Origin of the sequence: Myxococcus dinghuensis, from assembly GCF_024198235.1 — a bacterium.
In the GTDB taxonomy this organism is placed as follows: Bacteria; Myxococcota; Myxococcia; order Myxococcales; family Myxococcaceae; genus Myxococcus; species Myxococcus dinghuensis.
Map to the genome: position 1 here is coordinate 1 of NZ_JAKCFB010000038.1, position 20,144 is coordinate 20,144.

Genomic DNA, 20,144 nt, shown 5'->3' on the forward strand with positions numbered 1-20,144 from the left:
TCACCAGCGCCATGAGGCCATCAATCGACTTGCGCATGTCCACCGCCTCGGTGGCCAGCACCACGCGCACGGACGCAGGAAGCGTGAACACTCGCTCACCTGCCCAGCGCGGTGACGAGCCGGGCCACGTATTCGATGTCGGCGCCCACGGGGAACCGCAGCCGGGCTCCGCTGGCCAGCACCACCTCGAGCAGCACGGGCCCCACCTGCGCGACGGTCGCCACTTCCACCGGCAACAGGCGCACCGCTGGGGCCTTCCGGGCGTGCTGGCGTCGGCGCCGGTACACCCACGACTGCAGCGTGCTCAGCCTCAACCCTCTCTGCGCGGAGAACGCCTTCTGCGTCAGCCCGCTCGCCTCGAACGCCTCGGCGACCTGCAACCACTCCTGCTTCTCACCCAGCTTCGACATTCCGGCCAGGGTCCACCACGACTGCTACCCCGGCAATGCCTCCCGACACGTCGCTCGCCGGACGGTTACCGCGGCTGGACTCGCACGGACGCACTTCTCCCGGGGGAAACGATTGAGGGCTTCGCCCCGGGCAGCGTGGCGTGCGTGGAGCCGACGGACTCAGGCGACGTGATGAAAGTCACCGTGCGCTGGGCGAAGACCTACGTCGTGCAGGGGTTGCTGGCGCACAATCTCAAACTGCGGGGCTGAGATGAGCGTGAATGTGTCGAGATTTGACTAGTATAGATGCTTCCAGTGCAACCAGTCTTCGGCAAAAAGTCCACACACCGAGCACCTACTTCCAAAAGGAGCTGTGAGTTGCTTGCAGTTTGGGCACACCCAGACGTCCCCATTGTTTTTCATGTATAGATCAATGAAGTAAGGGTCGTTGAGTTTATGGACGAGCCCTGCGAATAGCATGTCGGATGCCATTTTTGTAAAAGAACCATTATGTAGGCGGCGGTTTACGTCGACCTGAAGAAGCCCGTGAAGTAGGTGAAGAACGACATGGGCCTCGTTGTCGGTTGCTCCTACTATTGCTGGCTCTTGGAACTGGCCGGACCCGATGATGTTAATCAGATCGAAGTATGTCTCGCCAAAAAAGGGAGGCGCCCCGGAGAGCAGTTTGTAGAAAATCACCCCCAAAGACCACATGTCGGATTTTCCGGTGCCGGCTGTGGGAGTTTTGATTGACTCAGGGCTTGAATGGCTGATGGCGCCTACAGGCCGAAAGGTGTCTTCTGCGAAGTCGTCCGTTTTAAATAGCTTGGCGAGGCTGTTCAGGTGGACACCGAAATCAAGGATCTGAATGCCGGTGTTGAGGCATTCTTGCGTGGTTGGATCATATTTAAACGCGGAGTTGTTGACCATTATGTTTCCGGGGTGGAGGTCTCGATGGACAATGCCTGTTGTTAGGGAGGGGGTGAGTGCGCAGGCGATGCGCCATGTCATCATGAGTGCCTGCTCCCAGTTCCAGGGAGGAGGGGTGTTTTGAATGAATTTCGCGAGAGACTCGCCCTTGGCCAGTTCCATGAAGAAATAATGGACGGGGAGATTTGGAACCTGCTTTGCTGGCGTTAGGCCCTGGATGATTGAGGGATCTCGTGGGAGTTCAGTTCGACCTGCTGAGTGGTATCTGTAGCTGGGGGCACTTAGTTTCAGAAGGGCATCTGCCTCTCTGTAGAATCTATCCACCTCAGTGCTCTTCTTGGGTGCAATAAGAAACTTCGCCGCAACATGTACGCCGTTAGGATCTGCGTAGACGAACGTGACGCCCTGACCGCCAGCGCCAAGAGGTTCTATGAGTCGGTGTCCATCCAGTGATTCAAGACCTAGGCGCTTTAGTAGTTCGATGCTGTCTGTATTCATTGGGTTTGGCGGGGCAATGAGGGGTGGGCGTTGTGTTTTGGTGTATCAATTAGGGGTTGGAGAGTGCTGCGGTGTTCGGGTTGAGCTGCAAGGCGCAGCAATTCAAGAGTAGCCGATTGGCCCTAGATCGGCCAGACGCTGTGCTGGACTGAACCACTTCTAGAAGTCACACCCATTTACCAAGGGCAACCTCAAGCCCCTGGTGATGTTGTGACAGCAGAAGAGACCCAGTCCCTACAGCTCGTAGTCGGCTCCCTGCTCGGAACGGCAGGAGTCGGCGTCCTCACCTGGGCCGCGAAGTCCCTCGTGGGGGAGATTCGCGCCCTGGTCGAGAAGGTCGCGCGTCAGGACGAGCGCATCAACACCCTTGCCGTGGAGCTGGGCGCGCTTCGCAGGTGGCGCGACGAGTTCAGCACGGGCCTTCCCGCCCAGGTCCGGCAGACCGTCGAACTGGAGCTGCTGCGCATGTCCCAGGCCAGCAAAGGGGACGCCTGATGACCCGGGCCAACTTCAAGCGGGTCGACCTTGACCGCGTCTATCTGCCGTTCGTCGTCGTGTCCCTGGATGTCATCGCTCGGTGTATGGCCCGGGGCGCTCGCTACGTGGCCACATACGGCTTCCGGAGCCTCGAAGAGCAGGGCGAACTGCGGCGCCTCTACCTCGCGGGCAAGGGCGGCAAGGCATCGGCGGCGGGTCTGTCCGCGCACAACTACGGCCTCGCCTTCGACTTCGTCTGTGACGGCGACGCTCGGCCCGGTGTCCAACCCGATTGGCGCCTGCCGGCCTATCGCGTGCTGGGCGAGGAAGCGACGAAGGGGGGACTCGTCTGGGGCGGCCGGTTCGGTGACGCGCCCCATGTCCAGTGGCCGGGCTACGTGAGCGCGCTTCAGCTCACGCCCCTTCGCACGCGGGTTGAGCGCGAGTCGCTCGCGTCGGTGTGGGCCCAGTTGGACGAAGAACGCCAGTCGCCGAGGTGGCGCGCGGCAAACCCGAAGCTCGCGGCCGAACTGTCTCGGCTGGGCTTCTAACCCTGGAGGCAACACACATGGTCGACGTGAATGTCATCGGTCCGAACCCCGAGCAGTTCGAAGCCTTCGCGCAGCTCCTCCTCGACGCCGTGACGAGCCGGAACTACGCCCTCGTGGCGTCCCTGGTGGTCGTGGTGCTCGTCTACCTGCTGCGGAAATTCGGGAGCGCGTTCGTTCCCTTCTTCAACACGGACAGGGGCGGCGCGGTGCTGGTGCTGGCCGTGTCGCTGGCGGGTGCCGTCGCGAACGCACTGGCCGCTGGGGCGTCGTTCTCCCTGGCCCTGGTACTGACCGCCGTGAAGGTGGCCCTGACGGCGGCGGGTGGCTTCACGCTCATCAAGCGGCTTCTCTTCGGGGACGCCGCGATTGAGAGCGCCGAGGTCGCGGGCGAGATTGCCGCCGGCCAGGTCGCGGGCAAGGCCGCGGCGATTGCCGTCCTGGAGCAGCTCGACAAGCGGGGCGAGAAGTGAAGCTCGGCGCGCTCGTGCTGGCGGTGCTCGTCGCGGTGCCCGCTGCGGGCTCGGAGGTCGTCAGCGTCGAGCGCGCCCAGCTCTTTCCGGATGGAGGTGCGGCAGCCGTCGAAGTGAAGGGCGGCTGCTGGCTGTCGGAGGCGCGCTGCATTCGCACGGCTGCCGAGCTGGAGCGCCTCCGGGCTGAGAATGCTTCCTTGCGCGAGCACGCGGGCGACGTGTCCCTCACCGTTGCCGTGGTGGCGCTGGTGCTCGGACTCGGGGCCGGGGTCGCCGTCGCGAAGCTTGCGGACTGACAGGGTGGGCGTTTGTCCTGGGCGGATAAGTCTGCCGTTAGCCCGCACGGGTCCCCTGGCGGCATTCCCCAGCGAGCGACTGGCTGAGCGGGTCTAACTCCCTGGATAGACACGTAGAATGGCCAGTGAGCGGCATTCGACCTTCAAGGTCATAGACCTTAGAGGTTGAGTCAAATGCCATGAACTCTTGAGGCTGTCAGAGTCGGCTGCTATGCCGCGCATCGCCTGCCGATGTGCTGGCGGCTGACCCGGGGGCCACATGAGAGCTGTAGTTCTTGCTGCATTGCTGCTGCTTGCGAGCGGATGCGCTTCGACTCGCGTCGTCCACCTCGACACGGGGCGAGGCGACGCCATCGCCTTCACGCCTGAAGAGTCCGAACCCGTCGAGATTGGCGAAGACGCGTTCAAACGTGCGGTTGCACAGCTCGTCCTCGACATGCGGCTGGACGTCGCGTTTCGAGAGGTAGAGCAGGACGACCGCCGTTCGCTGCTCGCGTCCTCCGCTGGCATCGTTGATGGGGCCCAGGGAAGGTCGGTCCCCCCATCCTACGAGCGCATCTGCCAGCGACAGGACGAGCCCCAAAGCTGCCTGAGCCTGCTTGCCGGTGGACTGGTGCTCGGCCCCACGGAGCGGCGCATGTTCGCGCTCTACTTCGCGCTCGACACGGTGTGGGAAGGCGTCGAGGAAGCGATTCGGGACATGGTGAACGCCGCCGCCCTGCGTGCCATGGTGACGACGATGATAGGGACGGCGCTCGTGATGCTGGTGGCGCCCGAGCCCATTACGAAGCTGATTGCCATCGCCCTGACCGCCTCACTGATTGCGTACCTGGGGACGGGGCCGGTCTGGAACATCGGACAGGGCTTCCTCCGCCTCATGGACGAGTCTCGGGATGCGGTGCGCGTCGACGAGCTGGCGAGCGCTGGTCATCGCTTCGGGAGGGTGCTGGGGGACAACGGGGCCCGGGTCCTGGTGGTGGTCGCCCTCGCGGCGCTGGGTGGGAAGAACGCCATGGCCGCCCAAGGTCCCAGGATGCCGGGCTTCGCTCAGGCCGCGAGTCGGGCGCAGATGGAGGGCGGTTTTCAGCTCGCGGGGGCGTTGACCGGGGAGGTCCAGGCCATTTCCGTCGCGTCAGCCGGGGTCCTGAACGTGACGCTGGCGCCAACGGCGGTCGCCGCGGTCGCGATGGGGGCTGGCAAAGGCACTGGGGCCGTGACGGGAGCCGTGGGCGGCATCCAGGGCGACCCCGACGGGGAGGTGCATCACATCTGCACGGACAAGAACACGAAATCCGACGCGACCGGCGGACCCTGGACGCCTGAGTTCGAACGGGTCTTCAATCGTGCTGGGATGAAGCTGGATGACCCTGCGAACCTCATCCGCATCAGGGAGCACAAAGGCCCGCACCCGCGCGAGTATCACGAAGCGGTCTATTCGCGCATAGATCGTATGACGCGAGGCTGCCGAGGAACTGCGCGCTGCCGGGCGCTATTGGTGGAGGAGCTTGCCAAGATTGCTCGGGAACTCGTAAGGGAAGGGTCGGAGCTGCGCGCCCTCGTCACCAAGAGGGCTCAGGAATGAGCATGGACCGACGCTTTTACAGCCTGAAGATGGATCTGTCGGTGAAGGGGGGGCGCTGGCGGCTGGACGACCCTGTTGATACTCAGGGCACGAAGATTGACGACCTTTGGTTGTTTGGGCAGGGGAAGCCTGTTGCTCTTCACGAACAGTTGAGGATCCCGGTGGAGCAGTCGAGGGAGCCGCTCGACATCGGATTTGCTGGTGAAGGTCTCACACCGGTTGTTGCTGAGCGTGTGGCGTCTATTTTTCGAGAGATGGCGCCAAACGATGTGCAGCTCTTCCCGGTCGAGGTCGAAGGGCAGTTTCATCCCTACTTCATTCTGAATGTGGCGCGGGAGATCCGGTGCATTGACGATGCTGCAAGCAAGGAAGTGGAACTCATCTCGGCTGACGAAGAGCTACACGCAGATATGGCTGGGCAGTACAGGTCCGTCATCGGATTGCGGATCGACAAGTCGAAGGTTGGCGGGGCACGAGTGTTCCGATTGTGGGGATGGCCGTTGCCGATCATCGTCGACGAAGAGGTCAAGGATGCCTTGGAGGCAAATGGCATCTTCGGTGCGAGTTTTGAGGAGGTCTGAAGTGCCCCTTCGCAGTTGTTGAACTCGCCCCGGCGCTCCTCACGGCAGCGTCGGGGCGTTGCCGTTTGGCCAGGGCGTGCTGCCTCAATTGGTCCCACTGCGCGAGTTGCCTGGATGGTAGCTTCCGGCACCGGGAGGTCGTGCGCCTTTGAACCAGCCGGTTAGATTGGCCCTCGCGTTCGTTCTCGCGTGGGGAGCTGCGGGGCCTGCCGGGGCGGCACAGGCGGAACGTGGGAAGAGGGAGCGGGCATTGTCCGTTGCGGCCAGTCCCAGCGAGCCGCTTCCCGTCGTTCGCGTGGCACACGACACGCCGACGCTCTTCCTGTTCCCGGCCCCCATCAACAGGAAGACCCTTACCTTCGACGAGACGCGCATTCGTGTCCTCGATGCCGGTGAGCGCTCCATCATCGTTCAGCCCGTGGCCGACCTGCCGGAAGGCGAGCGCTACGAAGTCGGGGTTTTCTTCGCCGATGGTCGGGCACCCGCGAGAGCCGCCTTCGTCCTGGTGACGGACCCGGCCGAAGTGGACATTCGCATTGACGTACAACGTCCCGAGCAGGGGGCGGCATGTCCCACCGATGTGGTTCGCGAGCCCAAGCCGGAAGACTTCGTGTTGCTCGGACTTGTCGACCAAGAAGGTGTCACGGTGACCCCCATCAAAGGGCATGAGGATCCCGAGCGAGGGTTCTCCGTGTCGCGTGCATCGGCCTATCGAGGGAGTGGATGGGTACTTGTCGATGTCAAATTTGTGAACCAGTCGGGCGGCTCTCCCTGGACCCCGAGGGATGCGATGCTGACTGGGCGAGCAGGATTGCCAGTTCGAGCACGGGTCGTGACGGTCGAAACAGGCAGTTTTCAGCCTGGGAGCGTCGGGCGCGTCCTGGTTGCTGCTGATGTTGAACAACTAAGCGCTAACCCGGTCTTCACTCTGGAGATCTTGGGGAATGGTCGCACATTGGTCCTTCCAAACGTACGCCTTCCAAAGCGAGGCCCTGGGAGCAGTCAATGACGGTTCCGCCGCATGCGACGCCGTTGGGATTGTCCATCGATGGGTGGACCGTCCTGAAGGAACTCGGGAACGGTGGGTTTGCCGTCGTCTATCTCGTCGAAAAGCACTCGCGACAGTGCGCCCTCAAGCTGGCGCGCCATCGCGATTCGAGCGGCGACGACAAGCAGACCCACGCCCGAACGATGCGGGAGCTGGCGGCCCTTCTGCATCTCGACCATCCGAACATCATCCGGCATCAGGGGTACGGGTACTCTGAGCGAGGGAACGCATATCTCGCCCTTGAGTACGTCGACGGCTGGACGATGGCGGAGTGGGCGGAACGGAAGCATCCGACGGTTCGCGAGATTCTGACCGTCTTCGACAAGCTCGCGAACGCGCTTTCGTACATGCACAGTCGCGGTGTCCTGCATCGCGACCTAAAGCTCTCCAACGTGCTGGTTCGACGGAACGACGGAGAGCCCGTCATCATCGATTTTAGCTGCGCGACCTATGAGTCGGCCGAGGAGCTGACGGATAGCGGGCTTCCTCCGGGGACGGATCGCTTTCGTGCGCCGGAACAGTTCCGCTGGCTCCAAGCGCACAAGGACGAGCATCGAGCACGGTACGCCTATCAGGTCTCCGATGAGGTCTTCGCGTTGGGGGCGATGCTCTACGACCTGCTGACCGACTCTCGCCCGACTGCCGTCGAGGCACGGTTCTCGCTCAACAGCCCGGTCGTGAAGCCGCCCGCTGCGCGCACTTTGAATGCTCGTGTGCCGGAAGCCCTGAGTGACCTCGTCGAGAGCATGTTGTCGCGCGAGCCTGGACGCCGGCCGGTCGACACGGAGGCGCTACGCCGGGAACTAGGGGAACTGATGGCCGACCCCAGCGACGAGTACCTTCGCCCTGCCCATCCACCGTCGGAGCAGCTCCAGGTTGAGGCGGCTGGAGATGGGCTCCCTTTGCCGGGTGCGGTGTCGTCGCGTCCTGTATCGTCGGGGGCGATGATGGCGCGGGGGCTTGCCGCGTTCGTCACCTTGGGCGTCCTTGCGACGGCTGCGGCCCTCTGGTTCAACCCCGGGAGTCCTGCCCCAGTCCCCGCAGCTCAATCCGAGGGTGCGCGCTCGACGTCCCCGGCCCCGATTTCGCCCCCGCTCCAATCGGCTCCCCCTGCTATGTCCCAGACCAACCTCGCAGCCGTGGCGCAGCCGGGCCCGGAATCCGTAGCCGTCCAGGTCCAGAAGGAAGGTCCCACCGTGAAGAACACCCCGTCACCCGAGGCCACGACCCAAGGTCGCCAGTCGCGCGGGAAGGCAATTGCCGCAGAGTGCGCGACCATGACGCTTGTGGCGGCCCTCGCGGCGGGATGCCCTGGAGCGCAAATCCGACCGGAGTCCTTCACCTGCCCAGCGGGTTCCGAAGACGCAATGCGGGAAGATCTTCACTGGAAGATCAACGAGGGCTTTGACCTCACCTTGGATAGTCGCCATGACCCAATCGGCCGAGTGTGGTTCACGGCAGGGGCGGAGGTTGTGGGAATTGTGCCGCAGGGAGTGACGGATTCGAGGCAGAGGGCTGTTGCTCCACCTGGGACGCGCTTCTACGGGAAGGCGTATTACCTCTCCGACAAGATGGGGCGTGCGGAAGGTCCGGCGTTGGTTGTGCGCTATGACCGCGTGAAGTTGCCGGGACAAGACGAGCGGCCGGTGTGCTTCGTGGTCGAGATGACCGCCTACAAGTACGAGGACGGGCGTGTTCAGGCGAGCAATCTCGGGGGAGGCTACGTCGTGGACCGCTGGCCCTGAGTTCCCCGAGATTACCCATCAGGTAGGGCGTTCGAATTTGGCGATTGCCCCGATTTTGGGCAGGGGACTCGTGGAGGCGTTCACCCCACGGGGGGCCCTAGGTAGCTTGCCCGCCCTTCGCTTTCGCGAGATCACCAGCGGCAGGGGGTAACGGCATGGCAGCTTCGGCTATTGAGTTTGGGCTCCCCAGAGGGGCCATCCTCTTCTCGGCAGGCGGATTCTCCTACGAGTTCCGGGAGGACTTGGGCGCGTCGCACCATGGGCAGAGCCTCTTTCTGGCGAGGCGCCGGACCCCCGATGGCCACCCGCGCGGGAAGGTGCTGCTCAAGGCGATTCCCGACCAGTCCGCCGCGTCGGGGAATCGCGTCCGACGGGCTCGGGCGAAGCTGGATGAAGAAGTCCGCCTTGCCGAGCAGCTCGACCACCCCGGCATCCTGAAAGTGTTGGGGCTGCACAAGGTCTACGGCTACTGGTACGCCGTCCTGGAGCATCCAGCGGGAACCAGTCTGGCGGACCTGCTCACGCTGGTTGGTGAGCGGGGAACCTGGTTCTCGCCGACCCTGACGCTCTACATCGGCATGCAGGTGGCGAACGCGTTGGATCACGCTCACACCGCAAAGGACGACCACGGGAAGCCGCTCAATATCGTTCACCGCGCGATCGACGTAGACCGCATCTTCGTGGACTGGGACGGTTCGGCACAGCTCGCCGACTTCGGGCTCGCCCTGTGTTCCCTTCCGGGGCGTATCACGTCGTCGGTTCGTCGACCGCAGGGGGACTTCTTCTACGCATCCCCCGAAGCGTTGCTAGGCGGGAAGGTTGACGCGCGCTCAGACCTCTACAGCCTTGGCCTTGTGATGTTGGAGCTAGCGACGGGCAAGTGCCTCCTCTACCCCGACGAGCCGGTCACTGCGGAGAAAGGCTCGGCATTGTCTGAGCGGCGCCGTCGACGTGTTACTCGCGCCATTCGACGGGCGACACTGGCGGGAATGTCCCCCACTGTCGAGGACGCCATCTGGCGGGCCGCGACGTACACGGAGGCGGACGTAGACGAGATGACGCGCAAGCTGCCGCAGAGCCTTCGCGTTCTTCTCGGGAGATTGCTCGCGCCCTCCCCCGCTGCTCGCTACCAGTCAGCTCAGGAGCTTGCGGGGGACATCAAGGCGTGGATGGGAGGCATCTTCACAAAGGCTGATGCCATAGCCGAGCTGTCGCGCATCGCGGCGAAGTCTCTCGTGGGACGCAGGTTGGAAATGGGGGAGGCCGAGGAACAGGAAGAGGCAGGGCCGGCAAGTCACGAGGCGACGACGACAGCACGGCACCTTCGGACTTCGCCGCGAGCATCCGCGAAGGGCCCGCACGGCACCGATGATGGGGGCTCCAGCCGCAGCTAGTGACACGTCCCTTTCCTTCCGAATCTGGCTTGCTGGACTGTTCAGGGCGGGCCAGGATCAGCGGCGGAGTTGCAGGAAGGACACGAAGAGTGAAAGCCCCTTCGTGGCCGATGAAGGGTTGGAAGGCAGCGGGAACGGCCAGATTCGTTCCAACTCTCTTCCAACTATTGGGGACCATGGGGGACCACTAAGGTCCTGAAAACACTGAGCACGAGTGGCGGAACTGGCAGACGCAGCGGACTTAAAATCCGCTGACTCGCAAGGGTCGTCCGGGTTCGAGCCCCGGCTCGTGCACACCCAACCCATTGAACTTACTGGTGAATCACCGTCAGTTGGCCCTTGCGCTCCAAGCGGAGCCCGCCTTCGGAGGTGACAGCTCCGACCAGGAGGAGGGCCAACGAGGGCTTGGGGCTTCCTCGGAAGTCCCGGCGCCCGTTCGAGCGCCTCACGGCACCTTCCGTCCTGGCTCCTGGCGTCTGGAACAGGACCGTGAGGTCCCGCGCCTCGTGGTCCCTGGCCTCGTCGACCGCCAGGTCGGCGTGCCCGCGTCGGGAGGTGCCCCTTGTCCTGGGGTGGCCGCGACGGAGGCCGGGATGCGCCGTCCCTCGACGGGCGTTGAAGAAGACGGGCTTCGACGCCCTCGGGACCGTTCTCGGCTGGGGGGCCGGGGCCGGTGTCTCCACTCTTCGACGGCCTGGATGCGCTCCGCCGTCGCATCCCACCTCCCCCCTGTTATAAAGCGCCCCCCATGCTTGAGACCGTCACCAAGGGCTTCCGCGCCGCCAAGAACCGCCTCGCCGGCAAGAGCGAGCTCACTCCGGAGCTGGTCGACGAGTCGCTCCGCGACATCCGCGTCTCCCTCCTCGAGGCGGACGTGGCCTTCGACGTGGTGAAGAAGTTCGTCGCCCGCGTCCGCGAGAAGGCCGTGGGCGAACTCGTCCAGACGACCATCACCGACCCTTCGGGCAAGAAGCGCAAGGTCAGCCCGATGGACCACTTCATCAAGATCTGCCACGACGAGCTCGAGGCGCTGATGGGGCCGGTCAACACGGACCTGAACCTCAAGCCCAAGGGCCAACTGTCCGGCATCATGATGGTGGGTCTGCAGGGCTCCGGTAAGACGACCACCACGGGCAAGCTCGCCAGCCGCCTGCTCCAGCAGGGGCGCAAGCCGCTGCTCGTCGCCGCCGACATCTACCGTCCCGCCGCCGTGGATCAGCTCAAGGTCCTCGGCGAGCGCCTCAAGGTGCCCGTCTACCACGAGCCCGGCGTCCAGCCGCCCGAGCTCGCCAAGCGCGGCTACGCGGCCGCCCGCGAGCAGAAGTGCGACGTGGTGCTCATCGACACCGCCGGTCGCCTCGCCATCGACGAGGCCCTGATGACCGAGCTGGAGTCCATCAAGGGCAACGTCCACCCCGACAACATCCTCCTCGTCTGTGACGCGATGATCGGTCAGGACTCCGTGCGCACCGCCGCCGAGTTCGACCGCCGGCTGGGCCTGGACGGCTTCATCCTCACGAAGCTCGACGGCGATGCCCGTGGCGGCGCCGCGCTCTCCATCAAGGAAGTCACCGGCAAGCCCATCAAGTTCCTCGGCATGGGCGAGTCCATGGACAAGCTCGAGGAGTTCCGCCCGGAGGGCCTCGCCGGCCGCATCCTCGGGTTCGGCGACATCGTCGGCCTGATGAAGGACTTCGAGAAGGTCGTCGACGAGAAGAAGGCCGAGGAGGACGCGCGCAAGCTGCTGTCCGGCCAGTTCTCGATGAAGGACTTCGTCGAGCAGATCCGCATGGTGCGGAAGATGGGTCCGCTCAAGGACCTGCTCGAGAAGTTCCCCCTCTTCGGCGACCTGACCGAGCACCTCAACCCGGACGAGAAGGAGCTGACCAAGATCGAGTCGATGTACGACTCGATGACGGCCAAGGAGCGCCTGCGTCCGGACACCATCAACTCCAGCCGCATCAACCGCATCGCCAAGGGCAGCGGCCGCAAGCCCGAGGACGTGCGCGAACTGCTCCAGAAGTTCGGGATGATGCAGCAGGTGATGGGCACCATCGGCCAGAACCCGGGCCTGCTGGGCCGCATCCCGGGCTTCAAGCAACTGGGCCAGCTCTCCCAGATGCGCAACATGGACCTCTCCAGCATGTTCGGAGGGGACTCCAAGATGATGGAGAAGATGATGAGCGGCGGGATGCCCGGGATGGGCATGCCCATGCAGTTGCCCCAGGTGGCCCCCGGGTACACCCCGCCCATGGGCCAGGCCGCCATGGCCAAGGCCCGCCTCATGGGCTACGCCCCGCCCTCCAGCTCCGGCAAGCCCGAGGACCGCGACGCCATCAAGGAGCGCCGCAAGCGGGAGAAGGAAAACAAGAAGAAGAACCGCAAGAAGAAGTAGCGGCGGAGCCACCCCCTGGGTGGAGCAAGGCCCGTGCCCCAAGGACATCGTCCTCCTGGAGCACGGGCTTCGTCGTTTCGAGGCACCAGCCACCATGGACAGGCGTCCACCCGGAGAGACCACCTCCTGAGTGTCACTGCCCCCTTGGGCCGGGTCTCCAGGAAGTGTCGCGTTGGGGGACAAGAGGGGCACCGTGATACGCGTTGGGGCCAGAGCCCCAGCCCGCGTCCACGCAAGCAGTGGAACGACGACTGCATCCCCCGTCCCGCCATGACGCCCCGTCCCAGCCTGAGCCTTCTCCTCGTCGCGATGCTGACGTCGCTCGCATGCATCGACATCCCAGACGTCGCCCCCCCAACCGAGACACCAGACGCCGATGGAGGCTCGCAGCCCGACGGAGGCATCACACCTGACGCGGGAGTCGAGCAGGAGTCGGATTTCACTCTTTCCGTGAACCCCTCCGAGGACTCCATCCTCCAGGGAAGCGAGCGAAGCTTCACGGTGTCGATCCATCGCCAAGGCGGATTCACCGAGGCGGTCGACATCCAGCTTGCCTCTGCCCTATCAGGCATCTCGGCAACGCCGCTGAACATTGGCGCCGGCAGCACCAGTGGCACGTTGACGCTCTCTGTTTCGACGAGCACGACGGCCGGCGCGACGACGGTGACGGTACGTGGCACCTCCGGAACCCGGGTGAAGGAAACCCAGCTCATGCTGCAGATCGTCGCGCTGGGCGACCTGTCTGTCGGGTGGATCGAACCCACGGACTCGACTCGGTATACGCGCGAGCGAGCATCCTTCGACGTCCGCGTCGAAGGCGGACAGCCGGAGCAGGTCGAATTGCTGCATGGAAGCACGCTCATCCATCGCTGGACGGAGCCCCCCTATCTCCACGACTGGGACACGTCCAACCTCCCCGAGGGGACCTATGAAGTGACGGCTCGGGCCATTCGCGGAGGGACGACGTTCACGAGCCTGCCACGAACCATCATCGTGGACCGGACCGCGCCTCGCGTGGAGAGCCACCTACCAGCCCCTGGATTCGCGACGGTGAGCGTCCACACGGACATCGAAGTCACGTTCAGTGAGCCCATCCAGCCAAGCAGCCTCGCGGTGGGAGAGGTCCGCATTGTTACCGGTGGTGGCGCCACGCTCACCGTGACTCCGGAACTCTCCACGGACGGACGGAAACTCAAGCTCATCCCGAGTCAACCGCTGCCGGCGCCAAGCACCATCCGCGTGGAGCTGGGGTCTCCGGAGAAACGCGTCACGGACCTGGCGGGGAACAGCCTGAGCACCGGCAGCACGTGGGAGTTCACCGTCCCGGCGTGGCTACCGCTGGGCGGCATCATCAGCGCTCATCCAGGGAACACCCCAGCCGGGCAGGTGGTCATGAAGCGCGGCCTCAACGGGCTTCCTGTGATTGCGTGGTCCGAGTTCGATGGGACGACCAAGAACGTCCACGCGGCCAGATGGAACGGGAGCACCTGGGAGATGCTCGGGGGAGCGCAGAGCGCCCTTCCAGGCCCCGAGACTCATGCCTCCGAACCCGCGCTCTATGCAGATGCCACGGGGACGATGCTTCTCGCCTGGAGCGAGATCGCGGGCCAAGGGCTGAAACGCAGCACCTTCGTGCGGAGATGGGGCAACAACACGTGGCAATCCGTCCCACTGCTACCGATTTCAGGCGAGGCAGAGGTCTCTGTCGACTCGCCATCCATCACGACAACTCAGGCGGGAGCCATCATCCTCGATGTGGATGTCGACAACCAAGGAATTCTTACCATCGGGGCATTCAGCCTCGCCCCTGATGCAGCCACATGGGCAACCACTTTCGTCCAGATTCCGTTCGAGCAATTCAACGTCGGAGACTCCTCCGTCACTCGAAATGGAACCCAGCTCTACACTGTCTATAGCGCGTACTTCGACAACCTCGAGATTCGAGGGCTCGTGGTCCTTGTCAATCACAGGGATGCCCTTGGCGCGGCGCCCATCAATCGCTCGCCGATAGGCCCTTCCACGGATGCAACCATCGAGACCAACGGCAATGGCGAGCCCTCCATCGCATGGGTCGAGACCGCAATCGGGAGTACAGACGGGGCCCTCTTCTTCACGCATTGGAATGGAAGCGCGTGGGAGACGATCCAACGTATCAGCCCCCAGACGTCCTCCAACCTCACGCCTAGCATCGCCATTGGGGAGGACGGCAATCCAGTCGTTGCATGGAGCGGGTTCTCTGCCCCTGAGCGGTCCATCTTCGTCACGCGCCAGATCGATGGGAGCTGGGCTGCCGTCGGAACGCCTCTGAGTGCGACAACGGGAATCGACAGCCCCGCCGCGAAACCTGCCGTCATCGTCGGGCCCGACAATGTCCCGATCGTCGCGTGGCAGGAGCGCGATGGGACCAGCGAGGCCATCCACGTGCGTCGGCTCAACCAATAGCCAGAGACACTCTCGGGGCGGCCACGACGGTTTCCATCAGGGGCCGCCCCGAATCATGTCTGCTTCTTGGGAACCACGAGCCCCTGGCTCAAGCGCTTGAGGACCCGCTTCTTCTGGCGACGCTTGTAGGACTCGTGCGAGTTCTCCCCCAGCTCGTTCTGCCGGGCCGTCTCCTCGTCGACAATCTGGAACTCGACGAGGGAGATCACCACCCGCCCCTTCCGAGGCCGGGTGTCCTCCTCGGGAGGAGGCAGGTACGAATCCATCCGGATGGGGATGTCCACCACGAAATTGAGCGCGCGGTAGGAGTTCCCCGAGAAGGTATTTCCATTCCGGGACTCCCGAGCCTCGTAGTCGCGGTCCAGGTGGAGATTGGGGATGAACTGCTCGAAGTGCGGGTACTCCTCCAGCACTCCCTTGAACGGAAGGAGTGTGTTCTCCGTCTGGTCTGGAACCACCAGGTGGAACGGGAAGAGTCGCTGAGTCAGGTAATAGAGAACGGGCAGGAGGTCCTCTCGCGTGCGCGTGACGACCCGAAAGCGCGTCCGGTCATAGACCTGGGCCGCCACAGTCTCCTTCTTCGCGAGCAGCTTCGTGATCAGGGAGTCCTGCGTCTTGATGGAGTGCGCGAACTCGACGACGGGAAGCCCCTTCTCCTGCATCTCCGTCGCGACGCGGAGAACCTTCTCCATCACCAGTTCCGCGAGCTCTGCCTCGGAAACCGCCAGCCGGAAGAGGAGATCCCGCCCCTCGATATGCTGGATGACATGCATCACCTTCAGCACGACGCAGGCAATCCGCCGATGCCGGGAGTTCCCCATGGCGCCTGAGGCCAGGAGGAACAGGTCGTGGATCTCCCGAGGCTTCGCGACCGCATCCGCGACCCGGTAGTTGAAGGTCTTCCGGAGGTACTCGACGGCCTCCGCCAACACCAACTGCGCCCAGGCCTCGTCATAGGGACGAGAGACGTCGAGTTGGCACAACCGAAGGAACCGATCGACCTCGTCCCGCTCCTTGAAGTGCATCCGTCGCCAATCGATGACGGAGCCACCACGCAAGATGAGCCGGATGCGCTCGAGCTCGCGCAGGCCCATCTCCGCCACCGTGCGGATGGGGATGTCGGGAAGTACTGGGGCGAGGGAGGGGGGCTTCACATCAGGGTTCCTATCCGAGCCTCCCTCTCCAGGAAAGCCCTCAGGCGCGGGAAGACCCTCTCCGGACTTGACCCGGGAGGGTCCTCAACCGCCCCAGCGGACGAACCGGACCTACCGCTACTTCGACGCAACCTCTCGGTTGTTGCGCCACTCCGACTGCTTCACCAGCTTGCCGTCCGCGGCGAACTCCTGGACGGTGCCCTCGCGCGAGCCGTGGACGTAGTGCTCGACCTTCTTCGTCTTTCCGTTGGCGTGGAGTTCAACGACGTCGCCGTGGAAGTTCCCCCCCTGGAGCTGGGCGGTTCCGTTCACGTTGCCCTTCTCGTCGAAGAAGGTCCACTTGCCCGAACGGAAGCCATTCTCAGACTGGCCTTCGGCCTGCTTCGCCCCGTTGGGATAGAACCACATGGCGGGACCATGAGGCTGACCGTCACTCGTGCGCACGCACATCGTGGTGTCCTTGCCCTGCTCAACGCCACCCGTCTGGCGGGTCCCTGCCGGACAATTCAGCCTGGGAGTCGCAGCCATCGCAATGGAAGGCATCGCAACCAAGACAGTCAGGCCAACGAACCGGGTCCACTTTCCGAGCATCATGCTTTTCCCTCTTTCCATTCGACGAGACAGCCACCGTCACTTCGATACAAACAGACGGGCCGGACCTTCCTGATATTCAGCCTCACACCCGACCCGCCACCAGCGAACACGTGCGCTGAAATGCGAACCGCCCCACTCCCGAATGAATCCGGAAGGGGGGCGGCTCGAGGCATCAACACCTCAACCAAGAAGCCAGCGTCTTAGCGGGTGATGTTCTGGCAAACAGGGTTGCCGTTGGTGAAGTAGAAGCCCACCTGGATCGCCTGGGAACCCGTCGGGCGGCACAGGTAGACCTGGAACTCCGCGTCACGCAGGTTGGTCGTGCTGCGGTTGTAGCCCGTGCCCGGGACCAGCAGCCCCTTGCCGAAGACGTCGGTCTGCGACGCCGCCGTGGTCACGTAGAAGAAGCCAGCCAGACCGTTGCGGGTCGCCGGCCAGTCGGTGTCCGTGCGGTAGGCGCGAACGCTCACGATGAACGCGTCATCGGCGCCGGCGCCCTGCGCGCAGTAGCTGGAGTTCGTCTCATAACGAACGCGGGTCACCTGGTAGATGACCGGACCGTTGCTGCTGGTCACGTTCCAGCTCGGGCGGTTGCTCGAGAAGTTCTCGCAGGTCGACGGGGCCACCGGGGCGGCGGTGCAGGTCGAGCTGCTGCAGAACTCACCGTAGGAGCAGGTGCTCTGGGCCGTGCCGCTGCAGGTCTTGCCCGTCGTGTCGTCCTCCTCGCACTGACCCGTGCCGGTGTTGCACACGCGGCCGACGGAGCAGTCGGTGTCGGAGCCGCACTTCGGCACGCACACGTTGTCGAGGTCGGAGCAGACCAGGTCGGTAGACGTGGAGCCCGTGCCACCGTTGCAGAGCACGTCGGTGGAGCACTGGCAGATCTTGGTGTTCGCGTTCGAACCCGTGCCGCCCAGGGCCGCGCAGGTCTTCGCAGTGTCGGGACAGTCGGAGCCCGACTCACACGTGGTCACACAGACGCCCGCGGTGGGGTGGCAGATCTCCGTGCCCGCGCAGTCGTCGTTGGTGTTACAGCCGCTGGCGCTCGTCTCGTCGTCGCCGCAACCCGCCATCAAACCGCTCACCGCGCCCAGTGCCGAGAGCACCAGCATCATCTTGCGAAGCTGCATGTTGGGATTCCCTCCGTCAGTCTGCTTGGAAACGTCGCGCGGGGTCTCCGGCCTCTGAAGTCAGACCCCGACGTCCATGCGAACGGGCTCGGCTTTAGTCCTGCCCGTCCTGATGTGTCAACGAGTGTCGACCACACTCTAGACGCCGCGTTCCGAGCGAAATTCACCCCACTCGGAAGCGAACATTCCCACCGGACCGCACCGTGGCACAGTGCCACCCATGTCACGTGCGACCCTACCCTTCGCTCAAGTCTTAGAACGTGAAGGGGAAATCGATGGGGTCGCCCTGCTTCTTGTGACGAGGGAAGTTCCAGCTCTTGATGAGCCCGGAGATGCAGGACGCCATGTAGGTGCTCTTGAACTCGTCCGTCTTGCACGTGACATTCGACGTCTTGCCGCTCGGCTGGATGGTCCACCGCATCACCAGCTTGCCGCTCAGCGACGGGTCCTTCTTCTTCTGCTCGTTCACGCACTTCACGATGGCGGGCTTGTTGTTGAGCACCACCGCCATGACGTCGGAGGTCTGCAGCCGCTCGGGCACGGCGCTGCCCGGCTCCGGCGGGACATACGCGGTGCGCGTCGTCTCCGCCTGCTTGGTCTCGGGCTTCGCCTTCTTCACGCCGAACAAGTCGTCGAAATCGTCATCCTTGCTCGACGACTCCACGCGCTCGGTCCGAGCCACCGGCTGCTCGTCCGCCTCCTCGCGGCGGTTGTTTTGCGAGGAATTGGACCGTCGCGTCGACGGCCGCTCCACCTTCGCCACCACGGCATGCTCCGGAGGCTTCGCCGCCTCCACAGGCGCTGCGGGCGGAGGCGTCACAGGCGCTGAGGGCTGAGCCGTCGCCACCGCGGGCGGCGGCGTCGCCACGGGAGCACCCGCCACGGGAGCACCCTCCGCGGGTGGCGTCCCTGTCGTGGGAGTCCCCGGCGCGCCGGTGCCTGCCACGGGAGCCGTCCCCGCCGCGGGCACCGCGGCGACCGTGGTGGGCTGCGTTGGCGCCGCCGGCGGAGGCGTCACAGGCGCCGTCGGGGGAGGCTGCGTGTTCACCGCGACCTGCGCGGGAGGCGGCGGTTGCGCGGCCGCCACGGGCTGCTGCGCCGACTCCCCCTTGTTCGAGAGCATGGCGACCGCCGCGCCCCCCAGGCCCAGCACACCGACGACGATGCCGACGATGAGGCCCACCTTCCCCTTGCCCCCCGACGCAGGCGGAGGCGGGGCATACGCGGGCGCATAGCCCGGAGGCGGATACGGCGCGGGAACAGGCTGCGCGTAGTGCGGGGCAGGCTGCCCGTAGGGCACGGGCGCCGGCTGCCCGTATGCGGGCATGGGCTGCTGCGGATAGGGCGCGGGCGCCGGCTGCATGTGCGCCGCCATGGCCGCGCTCGCCCCCATCAGCGACGGCGACGACACAGGCTCCGGCGGCGGCATGGGCACGTCGAGCAGCCGGGACTGCGACACCGGCTCGCGGCCCAGCGCGGGAGCGGGCGTCGGAGGCGGCTTGGTCAGCGCGTCGTTCTCCTCCTTCACCAGCGAGGCCAGCACGCTGCCCACGGAGGGCTTCCACCCCACCGGGGCCTCGGCCGCGGAAGGCGGCGGCGTGGGCGAGCCCTTCGACTTGCCAGCGCTGAACGCCGACTGCACCGGCCCCGAGGCCACGGAGGGCGTCGTGCCCGACACCGGCTCGGGCGCGACGATGGTCGGCTTCGAGGGACGCGGCGCCAGCACCGACGCCAGCTCCGCCGTCTCCGACAGCGGAATCCAATCGCTGAAGCCCGAGCGCCAGCAGAGGCTGTCGGGCCCCACCTCGCCACGGTCCCACGCGTCCTTCACCTTCTCGACCGAGAGCGGGCCCACCTGCTTCTCGTCGATGGCGACGTACCACTCGTGCGACGTGGCCGCGGGCTTGGCGTCCTCCTTGTCGGGGGCATCCTCCGCCTCGGCCAGCTTGCGCACGTTCTCCGCCGTGGCCTCGCGCGCCGCGGCTTCGCCCGAGGACTCACCCGCCGGAATCTTGTGCGTCCCGGAGCTGAGCACCTGGTCGAACACCGCGCCGATCTCGTCCTCCTCCACGTCCGTGAAGAGGCCGCCTTCGGGCGGAGTCCCCAGCGACGTGGGCAGCGCGGCCGCCGCGGACGACTCGGCCTCCTTGCTCGCGCCGTTCGAGGTGGAGGGAGCGGTCGACGCGGAGTCCCCGGCGGCGTCCTTCCCGGCGGACGCACCTGCGGGACGCACGGTGATGGTATGGCCGCACTTCTTGCAACGAACCTTGACCCCCTTGGGGCCAACCTTGTCGTCGCTGATCATGTACTGCGCGCGGCAGCTGTCACAGACGAAGCGCATCTTTTCCGCCAAGCCTCGGAAATGACGGGAGAAATCCCGTCGGAATCGTAGAAGTCGCCACACGAGGGGTCAAGGATCAGCTCCTCGACCGCCCGGTTGGTCATCAACGCGTGAACCCTCGCTGGGG

The 20,144-nt window shown here is 64.8% G+C and carries 17 protein-coding genes and 1 tRNA gene; 12 read left to right on the forward strand and 6 right to left on the reverse strand.

Annotated features, from left to right (window positions below):
• Window positions 1–95: 95 nt before the first annotated feature.
• Together tnpA and LZ198_RS33650 are read right to left on the reverse strand one after the other, a co-directional pair.
• Window positions 96–410: an IS66 family insertion sequence element accessory protein TnpA gene (gene tnpA / locus LZ198_RS33645; protein ID WP_253976231.1), complete on the reverse strand. Its 315-nt coding sequence runs from the start codon at window positions 408–410 to the stop codon at window positions 96–98.
• 276 nt (window positions 411–686) lie between these two features.
• Complete coding sequence (locus LZ198_RS33650) at window positions 687–1,817, reverse strand: protein kinase domain-containing protein (protein ID WP_253976232.1); 1,131 nt, start codon at window positions 1,815–1,817, stop codon at window positions 687–689.
• Window positions 1,818–2,027: 210 nt separating this feature from the next.
• Between LZ198_RS33650 and LZ198_RS33655 the strand changes: the two genes are divergently transcribed.
• The 12 genes from LZ198_RS33655 to LZ198_RS33710 all read left to right on the forward strand — a co-directional run bounded on the left by LZ198_RS33655 (window position 2,028) and on the right by LZ198_RS33710 (window position 14,798).
• Complete coding sequence (locus tag LZ198_RS33655) at window positions 2,028–2,312, forward strand: hypothetical protein (protein ID WP_253976233.1); 285 nt, start codon at window positions 2,028–2,030, stop codon at window positions 2,310–2,312.
• The gene (locus LZ198_RS33660; RefSeq protein WP_253976234.1) at window positions 2,312–2,845 is read left to right on the forward strand and encodes a M15 family metallopeptidase; all 534 of its coding nucleotides are present in this window, start codon (window positions 2,312–2,314) and stop codon (window positions 2,843–2,845) included. The genes LZ198_RS33655 and LZ198_RS33660 overlap by 1 nt, the downstream gene beginning before the upstream one ends.
• 17 nt (window positions 2,846–2,862) lie before the next feature.
• Window positions 2,863–3,315, forward strand: a complete 453-nt coding sequence (locus LZ198_RS33665; protein WP_253976235.1) for a hypothetical protein — start codon at window positions 2,863–2,865, stop codon at window positions 3,313–3,315.
• Complete coding sequence (locus LZ198_RS33670; RefSeq protein WP_253976236.1) at window positions 3,312–3,611, forward strand: hypothetical protein; 300 nt, start codon at window positions 3,312–3,314, stop codon at window positions 3,609–3,611. The genes LZ198_RS33665 and LZ198_RS33670 overlap by 4 nt, the downstream gene beginning before the upstream one ends.
• 259 nt (window positions 3,612–3,870) lie before the next feature.
• Window positions 3,871–5,193 (forward strand): AHH domain-containing protein, encoded by a 1,323-nt coding sequence (locus tag LZ198_RS33675; protein ID WP_253976237.1) that lies wholly within the window; start codon window positions 3,871–3,873, stop codon window positions 5,191–5,193.
• Window positions 5,190–5,774 carry an imm11 family protein gene (locus tag LZ198_RS33680; protein WP_323383187.1) on the forward strand — a complete coding sequence of 195 codons (585 nt, stop codon included), beginning with the start codon at window positions 5,190–5,192 and terminating at the stop codon, window positions 5,772–5,774. Before LZ198_RS33675 ends, LZ198_RS33680 begins: the two co-directional genes overlap by 4 nt.
• Window positions 5,775–5,922: 148 nt before the next feature.
• Window positions 5,923–6,783 carry a DUF2381 family protein gene (locus LZ198_RS33685; protein WP_253976238.1) on the forward strand — a complete coding sequence of 287 codons (861 nt, stop codon included), beginning with the start codon at window positions 5,923–5,925 and terminating at the stop codon, window positions 6,781–6,783.
• Window positions 6,780–8,567, forward strand: a complete 1,788-nt coding sequence (locus LZ198_RS33690) for a serine/threonine protein kinase (RefSeq protein WP_253976239.1) — start codon at window positions 6,780–6,782, stop codon at window positions 8,565–8,567. The genes LZ198_RS33685 and LZ198_RS33690 overlap by 4 nt, the downstream gene beginning before the upstream one ends.
• A 155-nt stretch (window positions 8,568–8,722) precedes the next feature.
• Window positions 8,723–9,961 carry a serine/threonine protein kinase gene (locus tag LZ198_RS33695; RefSeq protein WP_253976240.1) on the forward strand — a complete coding sequence of 413 codons (1,239 nt, stop codon included), beginning with the start codon at window positions 8,723–8,725 and terminating at the stop codon, window positions 9,959–9,961.
• 208 nt (window positions 9,962–10,169) lie between these two features.
• Window positions 10,170–10,255 (forward strand) — tRNA-Leu (locus tag LZ198_RS33700).
• A 454-nt stretch (window positions 10,256–10,709) separates the two neighbouring features.
• Window positions 10,710–12,356, forward strand: a complete 1,647-nt coding sequence (gene ffh / locus LZ198_RS33705; RefSeq protein WP_253976241.1) for a signal recognition particle protein — start codon at window positions 10,710–10,712, stop codon at window positions 12,354–12,356.
• 270 nt (window positions 12,357–12,626) lie between these two features.
• Window positions 12,627–14,798, forward strand: a complete 2,172-nt coding sequence (locus LZ198_RS33710; protein WP_253976242.1) for an Ig-like domain-containing protein — start codon at window positions 12,627–12,629, stop codon at window positions 14,796–14,798.
• A gap of 53 nt (window positions 14,799–14,851) precedes the next feature.
• Here LZ198_RS33710 and LZ198_RS33715 read toward each other — a convergent pair whose 3' ends face one another.
• From LZ198_RS33715 to gltJ, 4 genes are all read right to left on the reverse strand, one after another.
• A complete protein-coding gene (locus tag LZ198_RS33715; RefSeq protein ID WP_253976243.1) occupies window positions 14,852–15,952 on the reverse strand; it encodes a TIGR04552 family protein in 1,101 nt (366 codons plus the stop codon).
• A 117-nt stretch (window positions 15,953–16,069) separates the two neighbouring features.
• The gene (locus tag LZ198_RS33720) at window positions 16,070–16,360 is read right to left on the reverse strand and encodes a toxin-antitoxin system YwqK family antitoxin (protein ID WP_253976244.1); all 291 of its coding nucleotides are present in this window, start codon (window positions 16,358–16,360) and stop codon (window positions 16,070–16,072) included.
• A gap of 386 nt (window positions 16,361–16,746) precedes the next feature.
• Complete coding sequence (locus LZ198_RS33725; RefSeq protein ID WP_253976245.1) at window positions 16,747–17,676, reverse strand: hypothetical protein; 930 nt, start codon at window positions 17,674–17,676, stop codon at window positions 16,747–16,749.
• Between the two features lie 253 nt (window positions 17,677–17,929).
• Window positions 17,930–20,017 (reverse strand): adventurous gliding motility protein GltJ, encoded by a 2,088-nt coding sequence (gene gltJ / locus LZ198_RS33730; RefSeq protein ID WP_253976246.1) that lies wholly within the window; start codon window positions 20,015–20,017, stop codon window positions 17,930–17,932.
• Window positions 20,018–20,144 lie beyond the last annotated feature (127 nt).

Excerpts from the sequence above, each read along its gene's own strand:
- tnpA (WP_253976231.1), bottom strand. The coding sequence starts at position 410 with ATGTCGAAGCTGGGTGAGAAGCAGGAGTGGTTGCAGGTCGCCGAGGCG.
- LZ198_RS33650 (WP_253976232.1), bottom strand. The coding sequence starts at position 1,817 with ATGAATACAGACAGCATCGAACTACTAAAGCGCCTAGGTCTTGAATCA.
- LZ198_RS33660 (WP_253976234.1), top strand. The coding sequence starts at position 2,312 with ATGACCCGGGCCAACTTCAAGCGGGTCGACCTTGACCGCGTCTATCTG.
- LZ198_RS33665 (WP_253976235.1), top strand. The coding sequence starts at position 2,863 with ATGGTCGACGTGAATGTCATCGGTCCGAACCCCGAGCAGTTCGAAGCC.
- LZ198_RS33675 (WP_253976237.1), top strand. The coding sequence starts at position 3,871 with ATGAGAGCTGTAGTTCTTGCTGCATTGCTGCTGCTTGCGAGCGGATGC.
- LZ198_RS33680 (WP_323383187.1), top strand. The coding sequence starts at position 5,190 with ATGAGCATGGACCGACGCTTTTACAGCCTGAAGATGGATCTGTCGGTG.
- LZ198_RS33690 (WP_253976239.1), top strand. The coding sequence starts at position 6,780 with ATGACGGTTCCGCCGCATGCGACGCCGTTGGGATTGTCCATCGATGGG.
- LZ198_RS33695 (WP_253976240.1), top strand. The coding sequence starts at position 8,723 with ATGGCAGCTTCGGCTATTGAGTTTGGGCTCCCCAGAGGGGCCATCCTC.
- ffh (WP_253976241.1), top strand. The coding sequence starts at position 10,710 with ATGCTTGAGACCGTCACCAAGGGCTTCCGCGCCGCCAAGAACCGCCTC.
- LZ198_RS33710 (WP_253976242.1), top strand. The coding sequence starts at position 12,627 with ATGACGCCCCGTCCCAGCCTGAGCCTTCTCCTCGTCGCGATGCTGACG.
- LZ198_RS33720 (WP_253976244.1), bottom strand. The coding sequence starts at position 16,360 with ATGTGGTTCTATCCCAACGGGGCGAAGCAGGCCGAAGGCCAGTCTGAG.
- LZ198_RS33725 (WP_253976245.1), bottom strand. The coding sequence starts at position 17,676 with ATGCAGCTTCGCAAGATGATGCTGGTGCTCTCGGCACTGGGCGCGGTG.
- gltJ (WP_253976246.1), bottom strand. The coding sequence starts at position 20,017 with ATGCGCTTCGTCTGTGACAGCTGCCGCGCGCAGTACATGATCAGCGAC.